At 61.8% G+C, this 19154-nt stretch carries 12 protein-coding genes; 10 read left to right on the plus strand and 2 right to left on the minus strand.

Going from position 1 to position 19154, the window contains the following annotated elements; translation table 11 throughout:
* Positions 1–19: 19 nt before the first annotated feature.
* Entirely contained in the window at positions 20–1888 is a 1869-nt protein-coding gene (locus tag C7435_RS15350; RefSeq protein WP_121212373.1) for an alpha-amylase family glycosyl hydrolase, read from the minus strand.
* Positions 1889–2032: 144 nt separating this feature from the next.
* On the opposite strand from C7435_RS15350, the gene C7435_RS15355 reads away from it, so the two are divergent.
* Genes C7435_RS15355 through C7435_RS15365 form a run of 3 tightly spaced genes read left to right on the plus strand, consistent with a single transcriptional unit; the run spans position 2033 to position 6141 of the window.
* Positions 2033–4129 carry a glycoside hydrolase family 97 protein gene (locus C7435_RS15355; protein ID WP_121212374.1) on the plus strand — a complete coding sequence of 699 codons (2097 nt, stop codon included), beginning with the start codon at positions 2033–2035 and terminating at the stop codon, positions 4127–4129.
* A 4-nt stretch (positions 4130–4133) separates the two neighbouring features.
* Positions 4134–5120: an alpha/beta hydrolase gene (locus tag C7435_RS15360; protein WP_170150505.1), complete on the plus strand. Its 987-nt coding sequence runs from the start codon at positions 4134–4136 to the stop codon at positions 5118–5120.
* Positions 5110–6141, plus strand: coding sequence for a cupin-like domain-containing protein (locus C7435_RS15365; protein WP_121212376.1), 1032 nt, complete (start codon positions 5110–5112; stop codon positions 6139–6141). Before C7435_RS15360 ends, C7435_RS15365 begins: the two co-directional genes overlap by 11 nt.
* 6 nt (positions 6142–6147) lie before the next feature.
* Here C7435_RS15365 and C7435_RS15370 read toward each other — a convergent pair whose 3' ends face one another.
* Positions 6148–7038 (minus strand): aldo/keto reductase, encoded by an 891-nt coding sequence (locus tag C7435_RS15370; RefSeq protein WP_121212377.1) that lies wholly within the window; start codon positions 7036–7038, stop codon positions 6148–6150.
* A gap of 396 nt (positions 7039–7434) precedes the next feature.
* Between C7435_RS15370 and C7435_RS15375 the strand changes: the two genes are divergently transcribed.
* The 7 genes from C7435_RS15375 (at position 7435) to C7435_RS15405 (ending at position 19152) form a co-directional block, all read left to right on the plus strand.
* Positions 7435–14340, plus strand: a complete 6906-nt coding sequence (locus C7435_RS15375) for an Ig-like domain-containing protein (RefSeq protein WP_121212378.1) — start codon at positions 7435–7437, stop codon at positions 14338–14340.
* A 113-nt stretch (positions 14341–14453) separates the two neighbouring features.
* Positions 14454–16100 carry a GspE/PulE family protein gene (locus C7435_RS15380; protein WP_121212379.1) on the plus strand — a complete coding sequence of 549 codons (1647 nt, stop codon included), beginning with the start codon at positions 14454–14456 and terminating at the stop codon, positions 16098–16100.
* Complete coding sequence (locus tag C7435_RS15385) at positions 16093–17295, plus strand: type II secretion system F family protein (protein WP_121212380.1); 1203 nt, start codon at positions 16093–16095, stop codon at positions 17293–17295. The genes C7435_RS15380 and C7435_RS15385 overlap by 8 nt, the downstream gene beginning before the upstream one ends.
* Positions 17279–17728 carry a type II secretion system major pseudopilin GspG gene (gene gspG / locus C7435_RS15390; protein WP_233350806.1) on the plus strand — a complete coding sequence of 150 codons (450 nt, stop codon included), beginning with the start codon at positions 17279–17281 and terminating at the stop codon, positions 17726–17728. Before C7435_RS15385 ends, gspG begins: the two co-directional genes overlap by 17 nt.
* 3 nt (positions 17729–17731) lie before the next feature.
* Positions 17732–18184 (plus strand): prepilin-type N-terminal cleavage/methylation domain-containing protein, encoded by a 453-nt coding sequence (locus C7435_RS15395; protein ID WP_075191171.1) that lies wholly within the window; start codon positions 17732–17734, stop codon positions 18182–18184.
* A complete protein-coding gene (locus C7435_RS15400; RefSeq protein WP_121212381.1) occupies positions 18162–18560 on the plus strand; it encodes a type IV pilus modification PilV family protein in 399 nt (132 codons plus the stop codon). Before C7435_RS15395 ends, C7435_RS15400 begins: the two co-directional genes overlap by 23 nt.
* Complete coding sequence (locus C7435_RS15405) at positions 18547–19152, plus strand: prepilin-type N-terminal cleavage/methylation domain-containing protein (RefSeq protein WP_075191173.1); 606 nt, start codon at positions 18547–18549, stop codon at positions 19150–19152. Before C7435_RS15400 ends, C7435_RS15405 begins: the two co-directional genes overlap by 14 nt.
* Positions 19153–19154: the final 2 nt, after the last annotated feature.

A 19154-nucleotide genomic window follows, 5' to 3' on the forward strand; every position in this document is an offset into this window, starting at 1 on the left:
CATGACGGCTTCGACTGGGTTATTCGGCCAGACTGGCGCGGCAAATGACGTAGTCGAGCGGCGGAATGTTGAGGCTGAGGCTCCCCGGGGCGTCGCTGACCATGGGGCAGGTTCCCGCGAGGCTGTCCCAAGACGTGGCGCGGCCATCAACTTCAACGCGGATATCGCGGGCGTCGGTCTCGCCATTATAGGCGATCACATACTCCTCCCCGCTGTCGTAATCGACACGACTCATGACCAGCAGGCTGTCTTCATTGTCGGCGTGACGCACAATCTGGTCGCCGCGTCGCAGCGTGCGGTGAGTCTGCCGCAGGGCCGCCATCTCGGCGATCGCCTGGTAGAGTGGGTGCTCAGGATCGAAATTGCGGTCGGCGGTCGTGGCATCGGTGCCGATCAGGTCATTGTCATTGTATTCTGCGACCACACTCTCGAACATGTTTTCGCGCGCCAGCTGGTCGCCGCCATCGGACACAAAGCCCTGCTCGTCGCCATAATAGATGGTTGGCGTTCCGCGTGAGAAGAACATCAGCGCATTCGCGAGGCGCAGGCGGGCCAGCATCTCGCCATCGCTCATGTCGGGATGGGCTTCGCGCAGGAAGCCAGCGAGGCGCCCCATATCGTGATTGCCGAGGAAGGTCGGCAGGGTCGAGGCGGTGTCGAAGCCGCCTTCGAGAACATGGTCGATGCGGAAGAGTGACTGGAAGCGTTCGCCGGGTTCATTGCCGACAATAAAGCCGCGCGCCGTTCCCTGGAAGGCGAAGTCCAGATAGGCGGGCAGGCCGGCCTCGGTCGTGTAGCGAGCCAGCTGGCCGGCGTCGAATTCATAGACCTCGCCGAAAATGTGGAAGTGCTCGATGCCGAGCGAATGTGCGTGATCGAGGATTTCCCGGGAGAAGCGTACCCAGAATTCGGGCTGGACGTGCTTGGCTGTGTCGATGCGAAAGCCGTCGACCTCGAACTCGGTGATCCAGTCCTTGTAGATCTCGATCATGCCTTCGAGGACGCGAGGGTGTTCGGTGTTGAGATCATCCAGGCCGGAAAAATCGCCATAGAGCTCGCTCTCGCCAAACCAGAAGCTCTCGCCGCGATTATGATAGAGCGTCGCGTCATTCAGCCAGGCCGGTGTCCGGGTTGGTGCGCCGTCCGGCAGGTAGGGCGTGTAGGCCCAGTTCGGATCGGTCAGCCGGGCATAGTTTGCGGCCGTCTGGTTGATCGGGTCGTCGCCAACAAAGCCGTCATTGATGGGCGTGCCGTCGGGGCCGCCCTGCGTTGTCCACGGATAGTCACCAATCCGGCGGTAGGGGCATTGGCCCTGGGGGTCGATATAGAGTGCGGAGGTCGGGTCGTGGCACTCCCGATAGGCGAAGACGTCCGCTGTATGGTTGGTGATGATGTCCATATAGACACGCATGCCGCGGGCATGCGCCGCGTCAACAAAGGCGCGAAATTCCTCGCGAGACCCCAGATGGGCATCAGGCCGCGTGAAGTCGGTGATCCAGTAGCCGTGATAGGCTGAGGATTCCTGGCCGGGTCCGCCCTGAACCGCCTGGTTCTGGAAAATCGGTGTCAGCCAGATTGCGGTCATGCCCAGGCCCTGAATATAGTCCAGTTGCGCTGTCAGTCCGGCCAGGTCGCCGCCATGATAGAAGCCGCGCGCGGTCGGATCGAAACCGTGATCCAGGCGGTCACCCTCAATGCCGCCCAGGTCGTTGGACGGGTCCGCATTCTCGAAGCGGTCGGGCATCACGAAATAGATGATTTCGTCCGCCGGCGAGCGATCCGCTATTTCGATGTGCTCGGCACCACTTTCGGTTTGGCTGGCCGCACAGGCTGTCAGGCAGGTCGCCGCCAGCAGTCCGATCGTCAGTTTCGATATTTGCGAAGTCATGACAATGCGCCTCCCCGCGCGATATTCTTTTGTATGTATATGCTATCCTGATGTCATGTGAGGCGGCAAGGTCTTCGTGCGTCAATAGAATTGCATAAATTTGCAAGATGTGGGCACACTGGGTGAAAATACCGGGAGGACATCATGATCGCACGTCAATCACGCGCCGCCATTCGGCTTGGCGCCGCCTTGCTGGCCCTGTCCGTGGTGGCGGTACCCGCCAGTCGGGCCGAGCCGGGGCCGGACAGCCCGATCGCGGGTGAGGTCATCGAGGCTCCGCTGGTTGTCACGTCGCCGGACGGACGCTTGAGCGCGGTCTTCTGGAGCGAAGGCGGTTTGCCGCGCTATCGTGTCCAGTTTGATGGCGAGGATGTGATTTCGCCGTCCATGCTTGGTCTGCGTTTCGCTGTCGCCGGCAATCTCGACACCCGGCTCTGGCCTGTCGACAGCGAGACAACAAGCGCCAATACGCAGTGGGAATTGCCCTGGGGCGAGCGCCGGGTCGTTCATGATCAGCACAATGAGCTCCTGGTCAGCTATCGCCATGAGCGCGATGCCAGCCGCGGTTTCGACGTGCGCGTACGGGTCTTCGATGAGGGGCTTGGCTTTCGCTATGAAGTGCCGGTCCCCGATGGCGAACATCGCGCCATTGTCGATGAGGTCACCAGCTTTGCCATGCCACAGGAAAGCGAGACCTGGTGGACGCCGGCCGGGGATTATAACCGCTATGAGTATGTCTACCGCACCACACCCCTGATCGACGTCGATACGGCGCACACGCCCTTCACGGCCCGGCTGCCCAATGAAGGCGTGCATATCGCGATCCACGAGGCGGCCCTGGTGGATTATTCCGGCATGCGGCTGGACCAGCAACGCGAAGGCGTTTTGACCGCCGAGCTCGCACCGGGTCCGGACGGGATCGCGGTCCACAAGAACGGATCGTTCACCACGCCATGGCGTACCATCCAGGTCGCCGAAGAGGCTGTCGGCCTGATCAACTCCGATCTCATCCTCAATCTCAATGAGCCCAATGTACTGGGTGATGTCAGCTGGGTTGAGCCGGGCAAATATATCGGCATCTGGTGGGGCATGCACATCAACACGATGACCTGGGGCTCTGGTCCCGAGCACGGTGCGACGACGGAGAATGCGATCGAGTATCTCGATTTCGCCGCCGAAAACGGCTTCGCGGGGGTACTGATCGAGGGCTGGAATATCGGCTGGGACGGCGACTGGTTCAATAATGGCGCCCTGTTCTCCTTTACGGAAAGCTATCCGGACTTCGACATTGAAGCGGTCACCGATCACGCCCGGACGCGCGGTGTTCGCCTTATCGGACACCACGAAACCTCGGGCCATCTGACCAATTACGAGACCCAAATGGAGGATGCGTTTGATCTCTATGAACGTCTCGGTGTCACCCAGGTGAAGACCGGCTATGTCGCTGATGCCGGCAATCTGCTCCGGATCGACGAGAATGGCGAAGAACGCCATGAATGGCATTACGGGCAGTATGCGGTGAACCATCATATCCGCGTGCTCGAGGCAGCGGCTGCCCGTCATATCTCCATCAATCCGCACGAGCCGGTGAAGGATACCGGCCTGCGCCGGACCTATCCGAACTGGATTTCCCGAGAGGGCGTGCGCGGTCAGGAATTCAACGCCTGGGGCAATCCGCCCAACCCGCCGGAGCACACCGCGATGCTGGCCTTTACCCGCATGCTGGCCGGACCTGCCGATTTCACACCGGGTATCTTTGATCTGACCTTCAACGGCCCTGACAGCCCCAATCGGGTACAGACAACACTGGCCCGCCAGCTGGCGCTTTACGTGGTGCTCTACAGCCCGATCCAGATGGCGGCCGACCTGCCGGAGAATTACACTGCCAATCCCGAGCCCTTCCAGTTTATCCGCGATGTGCCGACGGACTGGGAAGAGTCGATCGCCCTGCAAGGCGCGGTCGGGGACTTCATCGTTACCGTGCGCCAGGAGCGCGGTGGCGCTGACTGGTATCTCGGCGCTGCCACGGACGAGGAGGCCCGGACCCTGTCCGTGCCGCTCGATTTTCTCGAGGCGGGCCGTGCCTACGCCGCCGAGATCTATCGCGATGGTCCGGACGCCCATTGGCATGACAATCCCTATGATGTCCTGATCGAGACCCGTACAGTTGATGCGGACACGGTTCTGGATCTGCCGCTCGCGGCAGGCGGTGGTGCCGCCATTCGCTTTGTGGCGGAGTAACGGCATGCGCCTCCTCCTGACTCTTTTCGTCCTGGCCCTGGTCACACCGGGTCTGGCAGCTCAGCCGGTTGCCGGAACGGTGCTTCGTCTCGAGCCGATGGGCGCCGACGGGCTGGAAGCCCGTCCGATCTCGATCTATCTGCCGCCCGGCTATGCGGACGGTGAACGGGCCTATCCGGTGATCTACGCCATGGACGGGCAGAACCTGTTTGAGCCGGGCTATTCCTATGCTGGCGTCGAGTGGGGGCTGGACGAGACGATGGATCGCCTGATCGCCGCGGGGCGGATCCGGCCGGCCATCATTGTCGGAATCTGGAACACGTCGGCCCGGGCCCGTGAATATGCTCCACAAGCGGTGTTCGACCGCTTCGCGGCTTCGGCGCGGGCGCAAGCGCTGGAGAGCTGGGGAGGCGGGGTCGTGTCCGACGCCTTCCTGCGTTTCGTGGTCGAGGACATCAAGCCTCTGATCGACAGCCGCTACCGGACCCGGCCCGAGGGTGCGGACACCGCCCTGATGGGGTCGAGCATGGGCGGGCTGATCTCGTTATACGGGCTCACTCAATATCCCGACACCTTCGCGGCAGCGGCCGGCCTGTCCACCCATTGGCCGATCTTTGCTGACGCGTCTTTCCAGGACCCGCACATCGCCGACGCCTGGCGTGAGCAGGCCCTCGCGGCCTGGTCGGACTATCTGGAAGATGCGCCGCTTGACCCGGCTCGTCATCGCATCTGGCTCGATCATGGCACGATCAATCTGGACAACCTCTACCCAGCCTACCAGGTCGCGATTGATGCCGTGATGGCGCAGCGAGGCTTTGATGATCGCGCCCATTATCGCTCAACCCGGTATGACGGCGCTGACCACAATGAGGCGGCGTGGAATGCCCGGCTTGCCGATCCGCTGGTCTTCCTGTTGGGTGTCGGACAAGCGGACGGGACGTCGTCGGCTGACCCGCAGGCAACGGACCGGACAAGCCGAGATGGTGGATGATGGATTTCCCGGAATAGCACCGGTTGCCGAGTTTGACGGCATCGACCGGACGCGTTTCGAAGCGGAAATCCAGCCGGCGGGCGAGCCGGCTATCCTGCGCGGATTGGTCAAGGACTGGCCCTTGCTCAAGGCGTCCCGGCAAGGTGCCGGGGCGCTTGCCGACAGGCTGAAGCAGACAGCGCCGGACACTCCGGTCCGTACTTTCCGCCAACCCCGTTCGGCGGGGACCCGCTTCTTCTACAATGAGGATTTCAGCGGTTTCACATTTGAGGTCGAAACGCCGCCGCTGGGGGTTTTGCTCGATACGCTTGTGTCCGGACAAGACGCGGCGGAACCGGATGCCCTGTTTGCTGGCGGCGTGCCGGTGCGCGAGGCCCTGGCCCCGATCGCCCGCGACAATCCAATGCCCTTGCTCGACCCCGCCGTTGAGCGCCTGACCTCCCTGTGGATCGGTAACCAGACACGCACCGCACCGCATTGGGACCTGCCGCAAAACCTGGCCTGCGTGGTATCCGGTCGGCGCCGTTTCCTGCTGTTTCCGATCGAGCAGATTGCCAATCTCTATATCGGCCCGCTCGATGTGACGCTGGCCGGGCAGCCTGTCAGCCTGGTTGATCCGCGTCATCCGGATATCGACCGCTTTCCGCGCTTTGCCGAAGCCATGAAACAGGCCCGCATCGCTGAGCTGGGCCCGGGTGACGCGCTCTACATGCCGTCCATGCAGGTCCATTATGTCGAGACGCTCGACCCGTTCGGGATGATGATGAATTTCTGGTGGCGTGACGGGCCTGAGCATCTCGCGACGCCCTTCATGACCCTGCTGCACGGCCTGTTGACACTGCGTGGCATGCCGGCGCGTGAACGACAGGCCTGGAAGCTCATTTTCGACCGCTATCTTTTCCAGGACGATGAAGATCCGATGGTGCATCTTCCGTCGACCGCACGTGGCCTGTTTGGCGATCCGACACCGGACAAGCTCGCACGTATCCGCGCTATTCTCGGGCGTTCGCTGAATCGCTGAACCGCGTCAGGGCACCCGGACACCGCGCCCCGCCTCAAGGATTTCATACCAGTCCTGCACGTCCATCTCGATGGCGCGCATCTCTTGCACCTGTCGTATCAAACGGTCCCGGCTGCCCGTTCCCAGGATCGGGATCGCGCCGAGCCGGCGCAGCCAGGCCAGGGCCAGTGCGTCGATGCCGGGACTGTCGGGGAGCCGCGCCTGCATGGCCTTCAAACAGGTGCGCACCCGTACCGACACCGCATCATCGGCGTTGAAAAGGCGCTGTCCGCCCAGCGGCGACCAGGCAAGGGCCGCCATGCCCAGTCGCCGGACGTGATCGAGCTGGCCATTGTCGAGCGGTGTTGTGTGAAACGGTGACAGCTCGATCTGATTGGCGGCGAGTGTCAGATTGCCGGCTGCGGTCAGCGTTTCGACCTGGTGGCACGAGAAATTGGAGACGCCACAGGCGGCAATCTTTCCGCTGCTGATCAGGCCTTCGAGTGCCCGGGCGGTTTCCTCGGCCTGCATGAGGTAGTCTGGTCGGTGCAGGAGGTAGAGGTTGATGCGCTCGACGCCCAGCCTCTCCAAGGAGGCCTCGGCCTGCTGCTGCAACCAGGCCGCATCGGCGCGATAATGATGCAGCCGCACGCCGGGTTGGCCGGGGGAGGCGAAGCGAACCCCACACTTGCTGATCACGCGAAGGCGCGACCGGTCACTGCTGGGGAGCGTTCGCGCGGCCGCACCATGCAGGGCTTCGACAGCGCCATCATCATAAATATCGGCATGATCAATCCAGGGGGTCCCCAGCTCCAGACAGGTCGCCAGCATGCGCGCAAACCCGTCAGTGCTGGCCGCGTCGCGGCTCCGGCGTGCACGCATTGCGCCCCAGATGGCCGGTGTGGTGTGGATGTCCATGAGGCGCTCCAAGGATTCGAATCAGGCGGTCAAGTTTCGCACAGAGCCGTGCCGACCTGTAGGCGCCACAAGCGTGCGGCATCGACACAATCCACGACGCGGCCCGCTTCTGGTGGAGCAGTGCCATCGCCCAGGCCAAATGGCGGCAACTCGCTACCTGAATTAGGGGCAATCCAAGGCTTTCGGGGCAATCCTTTTTTGTCCGACACCGTCCCGAGATGCGTTTCGACAAGAAATCCTTTGTTGGGTGGGAAATAGCCAAGCCGAAAGGCGATTTGACTTTTTTCTTTCAGGCTTTGGTTGTAGCTTGACGGTGCTTCGTTGGCGGCGGAATCCTAGATCGTCCGGGGTGTGCTGTGGTCAGGCGGGCGAATCGCCGGACCGCGTGGGGGGAATATGCGCAAAATTTTGGATATCGTTTCGTCATTCGGTTGGGCTGCACACGAGGCGCGGATGCACCGTCGGGTAAAACGCGCCTCCGGCGCCACGCAATTGGTGGCGATGGTTGCCGCAGGTCTGGCGGGTGGCGTGCTGGTTGCGACGGATGCGACAGCCCAGTTTTTTGGGACCTTCTCCTCCGCCAGTTACGAAACAGGCGACGAGCCGCGTATCGATCCCGGTGAAAACGCAGCCATCACGCATACTATCTGGCCCAACGGGTCGGAGGTCCTGACGGATTTGACGTTCACCGTGGACTATGATGCGGCGATAACCGGTGCCCGACTCGACCTGGCATCGATCTCGACTTTTAATTGCGGTACGCCGACCGTTGCCTCGAACGGGTTGGGCCTGGTCACCGTCTCGGATGTTGATCCGAGCGGGCAGTGTTCGATCCGGTATTCGGTGACAACGCCTGTCTCGACGGCATCGGGGGCCTATGCGGTTTCGCCAAGCAATATTACCGGAACCGGGTCTGTATCCGGCGCAATTGATCATGACTGGGCGGATTTCAACATCGAGGTCGGTGTTGATAGCAGCGCGCCGGCGCCCGTGATCGCCGGGCCTGACGGCCCGGTGAATGCGGCCTTCAATGTCAGCATCAGTTTTGTCGAGTTGGGGTTGTATGCGGAGGAGATTGACGGTTTTTCAGTGTCCGATCTGAGCGTGACGAACGCGACCGTCGCCTTTGCGGATCTCGGCGGGGATGGCGGACAGTCGGGTGATGATGTTTCCTCGGTCACAATCGAGGTCACGCCCACAGGCGCCGGAACGCCGATTACCGTCGAGTTGCCGGCCGCCACTGTGGTCGACCAGTCGGGCAATGCAAATACCGGTTCAAATGTGTATAGCGTGGTCTACGACGTCGATGGTGATCCGCGAGACGATGTGGATTTCACGGCGGTCTTCGTCAGTAATCCGGTTGATGTGTCGGACCAGGCGACCCTGCGCTTCACACTGACCAACAATACGGACGACGATCTCACGCTCGGCTCCTTCGCTCTGGACATTGACGCAGCATCCGACACCGATTTTGTCGGCGTGCCGTCCATCGTGACGCCGTGTGGCGCAAGTTCTGTTGCGTCTTTCTTTAGCGCCGATCGCTATCTCCTGCTGTCTTCGATGGAAGTTCTGGCGGGTGCGAGTTGCAGTTTCGATCTGCTCATCGAGATCGACGATGCCTTGGCCGCGGGGAGTTATGGATTTAGCACAACCAGTCTGACCTATACGCTCGACGGCGTGAGCTACACGGATACGGGGGCGGCTGACACCCTGGCTGTTGATTTTGCCGAGGGCCTTGGTGGCACGATCGAATTCACCAAAACCTTCGCCGAAGCCGAGGTCGCGCCTGGTGACACAATAGATGTCGAGTTCGACATCGCTGCGACGGGCGCGTTCACGGTCACTGGCATCGCATTCACGGATGATCTCGACGCGATGTTGAGTGGCGCCGTCGCGACCGGTTTGCCGATGGCGGATGTCTGTGGCGCCGGTTCGAGTCTTTCGGGCACGAGTGTCCTCTCCCTGACCGGGGGTAACCTTGCGTCGGAGGGGTCCTGTGCTTTCACGGTTACAATCAGCGTGCCAGCCGGCGCTACGGGCGGCACCTACACCAATACAACCGGCAATCTGACCGCGACCCGCTCGGATGATGGGGCCGTCACGATTGACCCCGCGTCCGACAGTTTTGATGTCAATGTGCCGGGCGGAACGCCGCCCAGTGTCACGATTTCGGGCGATACCACCGATCTGGGCGTGGCCTTCTCTCGTGATCTTGGGGTGCGCTTCGGCGAGCCGGTAACCGGCCTGGTTGCCGGTGATTTTGACCTGACCAATGCGACGTCGAGCGGGCTCTCGGGCTCCGGGTCCGACTGGACGCTGACGGTTACCCCGACCGGCGTCGGGGCGGTTGAGGTTTTCCTTCCGGCGGCAGTCGTTCAGGACGCCGAAGGCGATGACAATGCCTTGTCGAACGTCTTCGCATTCGATGCCGTCGCCGGTGATCCGGAGATCGATGTTCAGGGCAACTCCCTCTCGATTGCCGATGGCGATGTTACGCCCGGCCTGGCAGATCATACCCAGTTCGTGCCGACCGATGTGGCTGCGGGTATTACGTCGCGGACCTTCACCATCGAGAATACGGGTACGGATACGCTTACGATCACAAACGTGGCCCTGTCGGGGGCTGACGCAGCCGATTTCTCGATAACGTCAGCCGCAGCAGGCAGTTTGACGCCGGGTGCGACCACGACATTCACGATTCAGTTCGACCCGTCAGTTGCCGCGTCGCGCAGTGCGACTGTCACGGTGACCAGCAATGACGCCGACGAGGCCAGCTATGATTTCGCGATCGCCGGTGTTGGTACGGCGCTGCCGGAAATTCGTCTCGCTGACGGAACCGACACCGTCAATATTGCCTTCGGCGACTCGACGCCATCGGTCGCTGATGGCACTGATTTCGGAAGTCTCGCCGTTGCCGGAGCCATGTCTTCGTCAAGCTTCACCATCCACAATGATGGTGGCGCGGCTCTGACGCTGGGCAGTGACGCCGTGTCGATTTCGGGGTCGGCCGATTTCACGGTGACAGTCCAGCCTTCGACCAGTGTCGCTGCCTCCGGTTCGACGACGTTCACAATTCAATTCGATCCGTCCGCGGCAGGCGATGTCAGCGCGACGGTTTCGATTGCGAACGATGACACGGATGAAGCCCCTTTCCTGTTCGGCATTGCGGGTACCGGCACTGATGACGTGCCGCCTGCCGGCCATACGGTTGCCTTTGATGCGGCACTCTACGGACCGGTCAGCTCGACAACGGCATCGTTTACGATCGACGATCCGGAGACGCTGACCGATTTCAGTTACACGATTTCGTCTGATGGTGGCGGCACGAATGTTACGGGTTCGGGAAGCATTCCTGTGCCAGGTGCCGGTGATCCGTCTGAATTCCAAGTCTCTGGAATTGACCTTTCCAGCCTCAATGGTGGCGCACTGACGGTGAGTGTCGTGCTCACGGATGCCGCCGGCAATGCCGCGACCGCGGTCACGAATACATCAACCCTGGATCTCACCGGGCCGACTCCGGTGATTTCGACCGGTTCAGCGGACCCTGTTTCAGGCGCGTTCACCGTTTCCGTTGATTTCGGCGAGACCGTCACCGGTTTCGTTGTCGGTGATATCAGCGTTGGTAATGGCGCATTGTCTGCCTTTTCCGACAATGGCGGTGGCGATTACTCCGCGACGTTGACCCCGGTGGCTGACGGTTCCGTTACCGTTGATGTCGCTGGCGGCGCTGCGCAGGATGCGGCAGGCAATGACAGTGCAGCAGCAACGCAGTTCACGATCGAAAATGACGAAACAGCGCCGACGGTCGCTCTGACGACTGGATCGGCTGATCCGGTGTCGGGTGCCTTCACGATCACGGCGACCTTCTCGGAAGATGTGACGGGCTTTGCTGTCGGCGACTTCACGGTCGGCAATGGTGCGGCTTCCAGTTTCTCGGCGACCAGTGCGACGGTTTATACCGCCACGATCACACCGACCGCTGATGGTACGGTGACGGTTGATGTCGCTGGCGGGGCCGCTCAGGACGGTGCCGGCAATGGCAATACGGCAGCGACGCAGTTCACGATCGAAAATGACGAGACCGCGCCGACGGTCGCTCTGACGACTGGCTCGGCTGATCCGGTGTCGGGTGCCTTCACGATCACGGCGACCTTCTCGGAAGATGTGACGGGCTTTGCTGTCGGCGACTTCACGGTCGGCAATGGTGCGGCTTCCGGTTTCTCGGCGACCAGCGCGACGGTTTATACTGCCACGATCACACCGACCGCTGATGGTACGGTGACGGTCGATGTTGCTGGCGGCGCTGCGCAGGATGCGGCAGGCAACGGCAATACGGCAGCGACCCAGTTCACGATCGAGAATGACGAAACAGGGCCGACGGTCGCTTTGACGACTGGCTCGGCTGATCCGGTGTCGGGTGTCTTCACGATCACGGCGACCTTCTCGGAAGATGTGACCGGCTTTGTTGTCGGCGACTTCACGGTCGGCAATGGTGCGGCTTCCGGTTTCTCGGCGACCAGTGCGACGGTTTATACCGCCACGATCACACCGACCGCTGACGGTACGGTGACGGTTGATGTTGCTGGCGGGGCCGCCCAGGACGGTGCCGGCAATGGCAATACGGCAGCGACGCAGTTCACGATCGAGAATGACGAGACCGCGCCGACAGTGACGCTGGCTGGTCCTGCCAGTGATCAGGTCGGGACCTTTACCGTATCCGCGACCTTCTCGGAGGACGTTACGGGGCTGGTGCTCGCGCACTTTACTGTCGGAAATGGCAGCGCCTCCAATCTGTCGGGATCGGGAAACAGCTACACATTCGACATCGCGCCGTCGGCGAGCGGCAATGTTACGGTCGATCTGGCCGCAAACAGCGCCCAGGATGCTGCCGGAAACGGCAACACGGCCGCGGCCCAGTTCACCGTCGGCGCCGATCTCAACCTGCCGGAACTTGCCAGCCTGGTCGTCTCGGATGCCGATCTTCGTCTCGAGGACGTCGGCGGAAGCGTCACGCTGACTGCAACCTTCAGCGAAGCGATGGACCCAAGCCTGGCGCCGGAATTCAGCTTCTCCCCGGACGTGTCCGCAACCTTGTCGCTGGATGGCGGTGCCTTCTCTGCGGGCGACACCGTCTATACGGCAACATTCAGCGTGGCCGATGGCGGCCAGATGGTTACCGATGTCGACGCAACCGTCTCCGCGGCCGCGGACGTCGCGGGCAACGCCTTGCCGGACAGCCCGGTGGCTGACCTGTTCAGCGTTGAAATGCGTCGTGGGTCGCTGTCGGTGGCGGTGGCCATTACCGGCGCGACCGATGGGGTTTTCGACTTCAGTGGCGATCTTGGAGACTTTTCAATTGCCACGGTCAGCCAGGCTGGCGCGATAAGCTTTGAAGATCTTGCGGAGGGAAGCTACACCTTTGCAGCGACGACGCCGGATGGCTTCAATCTCGATACCATCAGTTGCTCTGGTGGCACGTCCTCAGTGGACCCGGCATCGGGCAGTGCGACGGTGACACTCGGGCCGGCGGACTCCGTCTCCTGCGAGTTCACACAAATCGCCGAGCCGGATGTTGATGAGACCAGCATCCCTGAAGTGACGATCGAACTCCCGACCTTGACGGATGATCCGACCAGCGCGACCAGCAGCTTCGAGCTGCAGAATGTTGGTGGTGAGGCCTTCTACTTTACAGCCTCGACCGACCAGCCTTGGCTGGTGATCGATCCGACCTCCGGTTCCATTCCGGCGACCGGAAGCCTGGAATTCACGGTCAGCTTCACGTCTGCGGTGTTGGACCTCGAACCTGGCGACTACAGCGCCACGATCACGGTGGTCGAAGTCAGTCCTTCAGCGCAACGCGGCGGCAACAGCAAAGCCAACACGCTGGAAACGATCAACATCCCGGTGGCGATCTCGATCGAGCCACGCCTGGGTGACCTGACGATCATTACGCGCACGACGGCACCGGAAGAAGGCGAGGGTAGCTTCTCCTACGCGTCCACGCTTGCCGCGTTGGACGGACAGAGTGTGACCACTGCCGGCGGCAGTGTGAGCACCACCGTCAACGATGTGCTGCGCGGTCGTTATACCTTGACGCAATTGGCGGCCGAAGGCTGGGATATCGCTTCCTTGTCCTGTGACGGCGATCTGGATGGCGGCAATGTTTATGATCTGGCCAATGGTCAGATCACCATCGACCTCGATGCCGAAGAAAACATGGTCTGCACTTTCACCAATCGGCGGAATGAGGATTACATCCGCGGCGTGACTCTGTCTGCGATCCGCAATTTCATGGCAACACGTGCGGATCTCATCCTGACCAATAGTCCGCGACTGGCGGGCCGCATGCGGAGCAACCGGAGTTCGGCAACACCAAACCTTTTCGCGGCTGATTTCCGCGATGGTCGACTCGACGCGCAACTGTCGACAAGCCTCAGCGCGCTTCGTCAGGCCGTGGAAGAAACCACGCCGCAACAGCCGGGCGCCGAGCGTTTCTCCCTGAATGGCCGGACCGGAATGTCCAGTCTGGATATCTGGATGCAGGCCAGCGTTTCGAGTGTGTCCGACAACCGGGCAGGGCTGGGGTCTGACGCGGACTTCTCCATCGTTCATGTCGGGACTGATATAATGGTCTCCGAGAACGTCCTCGCCGGTATTTTGATCCAGTATGACCAGACGGACATGACCACGGGCGACTGGAATAGCGCGGTCGAAGGCAATGGCTGGATGGTCGGCCCCTACATGGTCGCTCGGATGTCGGATCGGACGTATTTCGATCTGCGCGCGGCTTGGGGTCGGTCAGACAACTCCGTGAACCCGATTGGCACCTACTCGGACAATTTCGAAACGGATCGCTGGTTGATCGAGGCCAATCTGGCCGGTGACATCCTCCATGGCGGTTGGCGCGTCACGCCTGGCATCGGTCTGGCCTATTTCCATGAAAGCCAGGATGCCTACACGGATACGCTTGGCATCTTCATTCCCGGACAGACCATCACGATCGGGCGCTTGTCGGCCGGGCCGGAGTTGGCGTACCGCTTCGAGAATGCGGACGGCGGGTATGTCGAGCCGTACCTGAACATCACCGCACTTTATGACTATGACGATGCGGACGTGTTCAACGCTGCGGGTACGCTTCAAACATTGGGCCATCTCCGCGGCGATGCGAGATTGGGCCTGACGGTTGAAATGTCGAATGGCGGCCGTATTTCGGGTGAGGTGTCGATGATCGGCCTCGGCGAAGGTGAATTCGAAGCAAACAATGCCATGCTGCGGATCCGACTGCCGCTGTCCATGCATTGACGCGTCGGACCCTGCGTCGCTCATCGGGATGCCAATCGGGCATGTCGCCGCCAGGTCTGTGATCTGGCGGCGACGCTCGCTTCAAACGATAGCGCGAGTTAAGCTGGAACGAGATGACCCGATCGCGCGATGATTTCGAACAGACGCGGCTTGACCGTCTCGTGGAAGCGGGGATGTTGAGCCGAGCGGAAGCTGCGCATGCGACGGCTTTGAAAGCCGGATCGCGGGAGCCGCTGGATATAGTCCTGACGCGTGCGGGCCTGGTCAGCGAGTCCCGGATCGCTGCCTTTTTCGCCTCGGAGACGGGTCTCGAACATGCGGAGAGCATTGACGAGATCCGTGGTCTGGATACCGCACTCGACCTGACTGACTTCAATCCCGACTTTCTGGTCGCCGAACGAGTGATGCCGCTGGGCCTGCGCAATGAGGCGTGTGTCGTCGGGCTCGTTGATCCTGCCAATCGGGCCGCCGTTGAAGGTGTTCGATTTGTTGGCGGCCGGTCGGTTGAGTCAGTCGTCGTAACCCAGTCTCTGTTCAGCGCGCTGTGTGCGGATCGGTTGAGGTCCGAGGCCGGCGCTGATGACGACGAGGCCGATGGCATGCTTGATGTCAGTCTTGACGCGGAGCGCTTGCGCGATCTCGCATCTGCCGGTCCGGTGGTGCGACGCCTCGACGGCCTGATCGCACGAGCGACCGAGGCGCGCGCGTCGGATATCCATATCGAGCTTCGGCATCGTGAAGCTCAGATACGCCTTCGCGTTGACGGCGTGTTGAAGGATCACGCGGCCTGGCCAACGTCCCAGGCGCTTGCAGTGATTTCGCGGGTAAAGGTTCTGGCCGAACTGGATATCGCAGAGCGGCGACGGCCGCAGGACGGACGGTTTTCGATGCCGGTCGCGGGCCGCACCATCGACCTGCGCGTGTCTGTCGTGCCCGGCCAGTATGGTGAAAGCCTCGTCCTGCGCTTGCTCGACCCCGAAGCGAGTCTGCGGGGCATCGAAAACCTTGGTCTCTCGGCTGCCGTCAGCGAGCCTATTGAGGCCATGCTCAGCATGCCGCATGGATTGATCCTTGTTACCGGTCCGACCGGTTCGGGCAAAACGACATCGCTATATGCTTTTCTCCGACGCCTCGCGAACGGAGAGCGCAAGATTCTGACGATTGAGGATCCGATCGAATATCGATTGCCGGGAGTGGCACAGTCGCAGACCAATCCCGCGATCGACCTGACATTCGCAAACGCCTTGCGGGCCTTTCTTCGCCACGATCCGGATGTGGTCATGGTCGGCGAGATCCGCGACGCGGAAACGGCGCGTACTGCCATTCAAGCCGCCATGACGGGCCACCTGGTCCTGTCAACATTGCACACGAATGATGCGCCGTCCGCCATCAGCCGCCTGCGGGATATGGGGGTTGAGGATTTCTTGCTTGCGGCCACCCTGGTCGGCGTCGTCGGTCAGCGCTTGGTGCGCCGAACATGCGAGAAGTGTGGTGGCGCGCGGTGCAATCATTGTGACGAGACCGGTTTTCGGGGTCGAATGCCCGTCGCCGAAGCCTTCCGCGTGAACGACAATGTTCGGGCCTCGATCCGCGATGGCGGGCGCGAGGCCGGCCTCATCCCTGTGCTGGCACGCGCTGGGTATAAAACCATGTGGCAAGACGGCCTGGCCCTGTGCGAAAAAGGTCTGACGACGCGCGACGAGCTAATGCGGGCGCTGGAGGATACGGGCCAGGCCGACCCGGAGCAGTCCATTGTCTGATCTGCGACTTTGGCGTTACCTCGCAGAGAACGCATCCGGCGGGGTCGAACGGGGTGAAATTCTGGCAAGCAGCTCCGCGCAGGCCCACCAGCTGCTGGCAGCGCGCGGCGTGGTCGCGGTTGAGATTATCGCCCTCGGCTGGGCGAGCCGCTCGCAACAGGCTGGCGGGCTGACAGGCAACCACATCGCCGATTTCACGGAAGACCTTGCGGAACTGCTTGGTGCTGCTTTGCCGATTCATGATGCCTTGGCGAGCTTGGCTGATGGGGAGGGGCGGCGTGTCCTGCGGGGATTCATTCTCCGTCTTGAGGCTAGCGTACGCGGAGGGCGTTCGCTCAGTGAAGCCATGAGAAGCGATCCGGCGCGTCCACCCCGCATACTCGTCGCCATGACAGCAGCCGGTGAAGAATCCGGGCAGCTGGCGGCAACATTGTCTGATCTCGCAGCGCGTCTGAGGGCGGAGCAGGTTCTCAAGCGGGACCTCGCCGGGCAGCTGGCCTACCCGGCCGTCCTCGTTTGTCTGATCTATCTGACCCTGGTGTTTCTCGCTTTTATTGTTCTCCCGCAGTTCGAAACAATCTTCGCCGATGCGGTTGTCGAGCCGCCGCCGGAAACCCGCTTTGTAATCGCCGTCGGTGCTTTTCTGCGCATCTATGCGGTCTGGATTCCCGTCGGACTCGTCGGACTGGCCTGGTTGGCGCGCACGGTGCTTGCCCGTTTCCCGATTGGCGCCAGTCGGCTCCGAAGAGCCATCCCGATCGTCGGGCAGGCCTTGTGGAAACTGGATGCTGCGGCATTTGCGCGAACCCTGGGTGTGCTGCTGAAGGCCGGCCTGCCCGTGAATCGCGCTGAAAGTGTAGCGCGCGACGCGGTCGGTGATCCGGGTATGAGGAATGGGATGTCGCGGGCCGCGGATCGGATCCGGGCCGGAATCACCTTGTCGCGCGCCCTGGATGAGCAGAATATCCTGCCGGATGACCTGGTACGTCAGGTTCGCCTTGGTGAGGAAACCGGTGAGCTCGACACCTTTCTGCTGCGAACCGCTGATCGATACGAACGAATGGCACGGTCGCGGCTGAGCCGGGCTCTGGAGTTGCTCGGGCCGATTTTGGTTGCCATCCTCGGGATATGCGTCGCAGGCGTTATCGCCGCGGTTATGTCGGGAGTACTTAGTCTTAATGATGCTGTTTTCTAAGTCGAAGGTTGAATGCCGCCGACCTCCCAAGGAGGCCGGGATAACGCTGTTCGAGCTTCTGGTGGTGCTGGTCATTATCGCGCTTCTGGCCACAATCGTGGCGCCGCGTGTGATCGGCTATGCCGGCCGCTCCAAGGTGAATGTCGCAACGGCGCAACTGGCATCGATCCAGACCTCGCTGGAATTATACTATCTCGACCTGGGCGAATATCCGACCGAGGATGAGGGCCTCGTCGCGCTCGTTGAGCCGCCGGAAGACGCCACGGGCTGGCAGGGGCCTTATATGCGCAATGCCTCGGGACTCACGGACCCTTGGGGCGTGCGCTATAGTTATACCCTGGACGAGACGGGCGAGCGTTTTACCATCGGTAGTCTCGGGCGGGACGGTGAGCCCGGCGGCGAAGGAGAGGATCGTGACCTGTTTCGCAGCTGACCGATGACCGCGTTCAGAGGCAATCACGGCTTCTCTCTTTTCGAGATGCTCGCGGCTCTGGTTGTCTTGGCGCTTGCGGCAGGATTGGTCGCGAGCCAGCTACGCGGACCTGGTGCGGCGGGGCGGCTTGATCAAGTCGCCGAAATCCTGGTCGATGACTTGCGGCAAGCCCAGCTCCTGGCGCGGCGCGGCGCGGCGCCCGTGCCGGTCACCGTGACCGAGTTCGGGTATCGCATCGATGCGCTCTCCGTTGATCGGGAGTGGCCGAGCGGACTTGCTGCGAACTGGCAGAGGCGCGACCGTCGTGGTTGGCGCGATGCAGGGATGCTGAGTATGGCCGGGCGGCCGCTGTCGCGGGAAGAGGCTAGAATTGTGTTGCGACTTGAGTCCGCTGAGCGCGTCGTCAGGCTAGATCCAATCTCGGGGCAAATTCATGTCGACCGATCGACGCAGTGATGATGGATTCGCCATCCTTGAAGCCCTGGTCGCGCTGGCGATTGCGGCTGGCGTATTGACGGCGACCATGGCGGGGCTGGCAAATCTGGCGCGGGGTGCGCGCCAGGTGGACCAGGTGCAACAGGCACTATTGGAGGCGCAAAACATAGAATCCCGATTGCGGGCGGGTCTGCCAATTGACGCGCTCTCGGGACGATATCCGGACTGGCGGATTGAATTCATGCCGGTCGACCGACCTGTTGATCCGCGCACGGGAGCGGTGCTGACCGGTGTGACCTTGGAACGCGCGGATCTGCCTGGCTGGCAGGTCCGCCTTGTCTATGTAGAGACAACCAGAGCGCCGGACTTCGGAGGGAGCCCGCATGAACCGGGATAGCGGTTTTACGCTCCTCGAGGCGTTGATCACGGTTGGGCTGCTTGCCCTGCTCGCCGTGTTGCTGGCCCCCGCGGTCAGGGCTGTCAGTCTTGCGGAGGCCCGCGTGCGCGAACATGTGGAGTCGCGGGAAACGGCAGGCCGACTTGCAGCACTTCTGCGGGACAGTGTCACGCGCGTTCAACCCATGCCAGACGCAGCCGCTCGAGGCGGAGTCTTCGGGACTGCGGACACTTTGTCGCTGTGGGTTCGGATGCCGGCGAGCGGCGAGTTGGCGCGGCTCGACTTCGTTTTTGGCGGTGACGATGTTCTCGTTACCTTGGCAGGTCCCGGCTCGAGCCCCCGCATGACACAGACGTCCAGACTCGCCGGCGTCGGACGCGATGCCCGCCTCTATTATTATGGTGAGACTGAAACGCGCGACGCGTTGGCCTGGACCTCGCGGTGGGAGTATAACCATTTGCCACGGCTCATAGTTTTGGACTTGGCGCCAATAAATGGCACAATCCGCCGGATTGAGCTTGATGTGCCGGCGCAGGCGCGGTTCGACTGTGATTTCGATTCTGGCTTCGGCGTTTGCCTGGGGGGCGGCTAGTG

This window comes from Maricaulis maris (assembly GCF_003634045.1).
GTDB classification, from domain to species: Bacteria; Pseudomonadota; Alphaproteobacteria; order Caulobacterales; family Maricaulaceae; genus Maricaulis; species Maricaulis maris.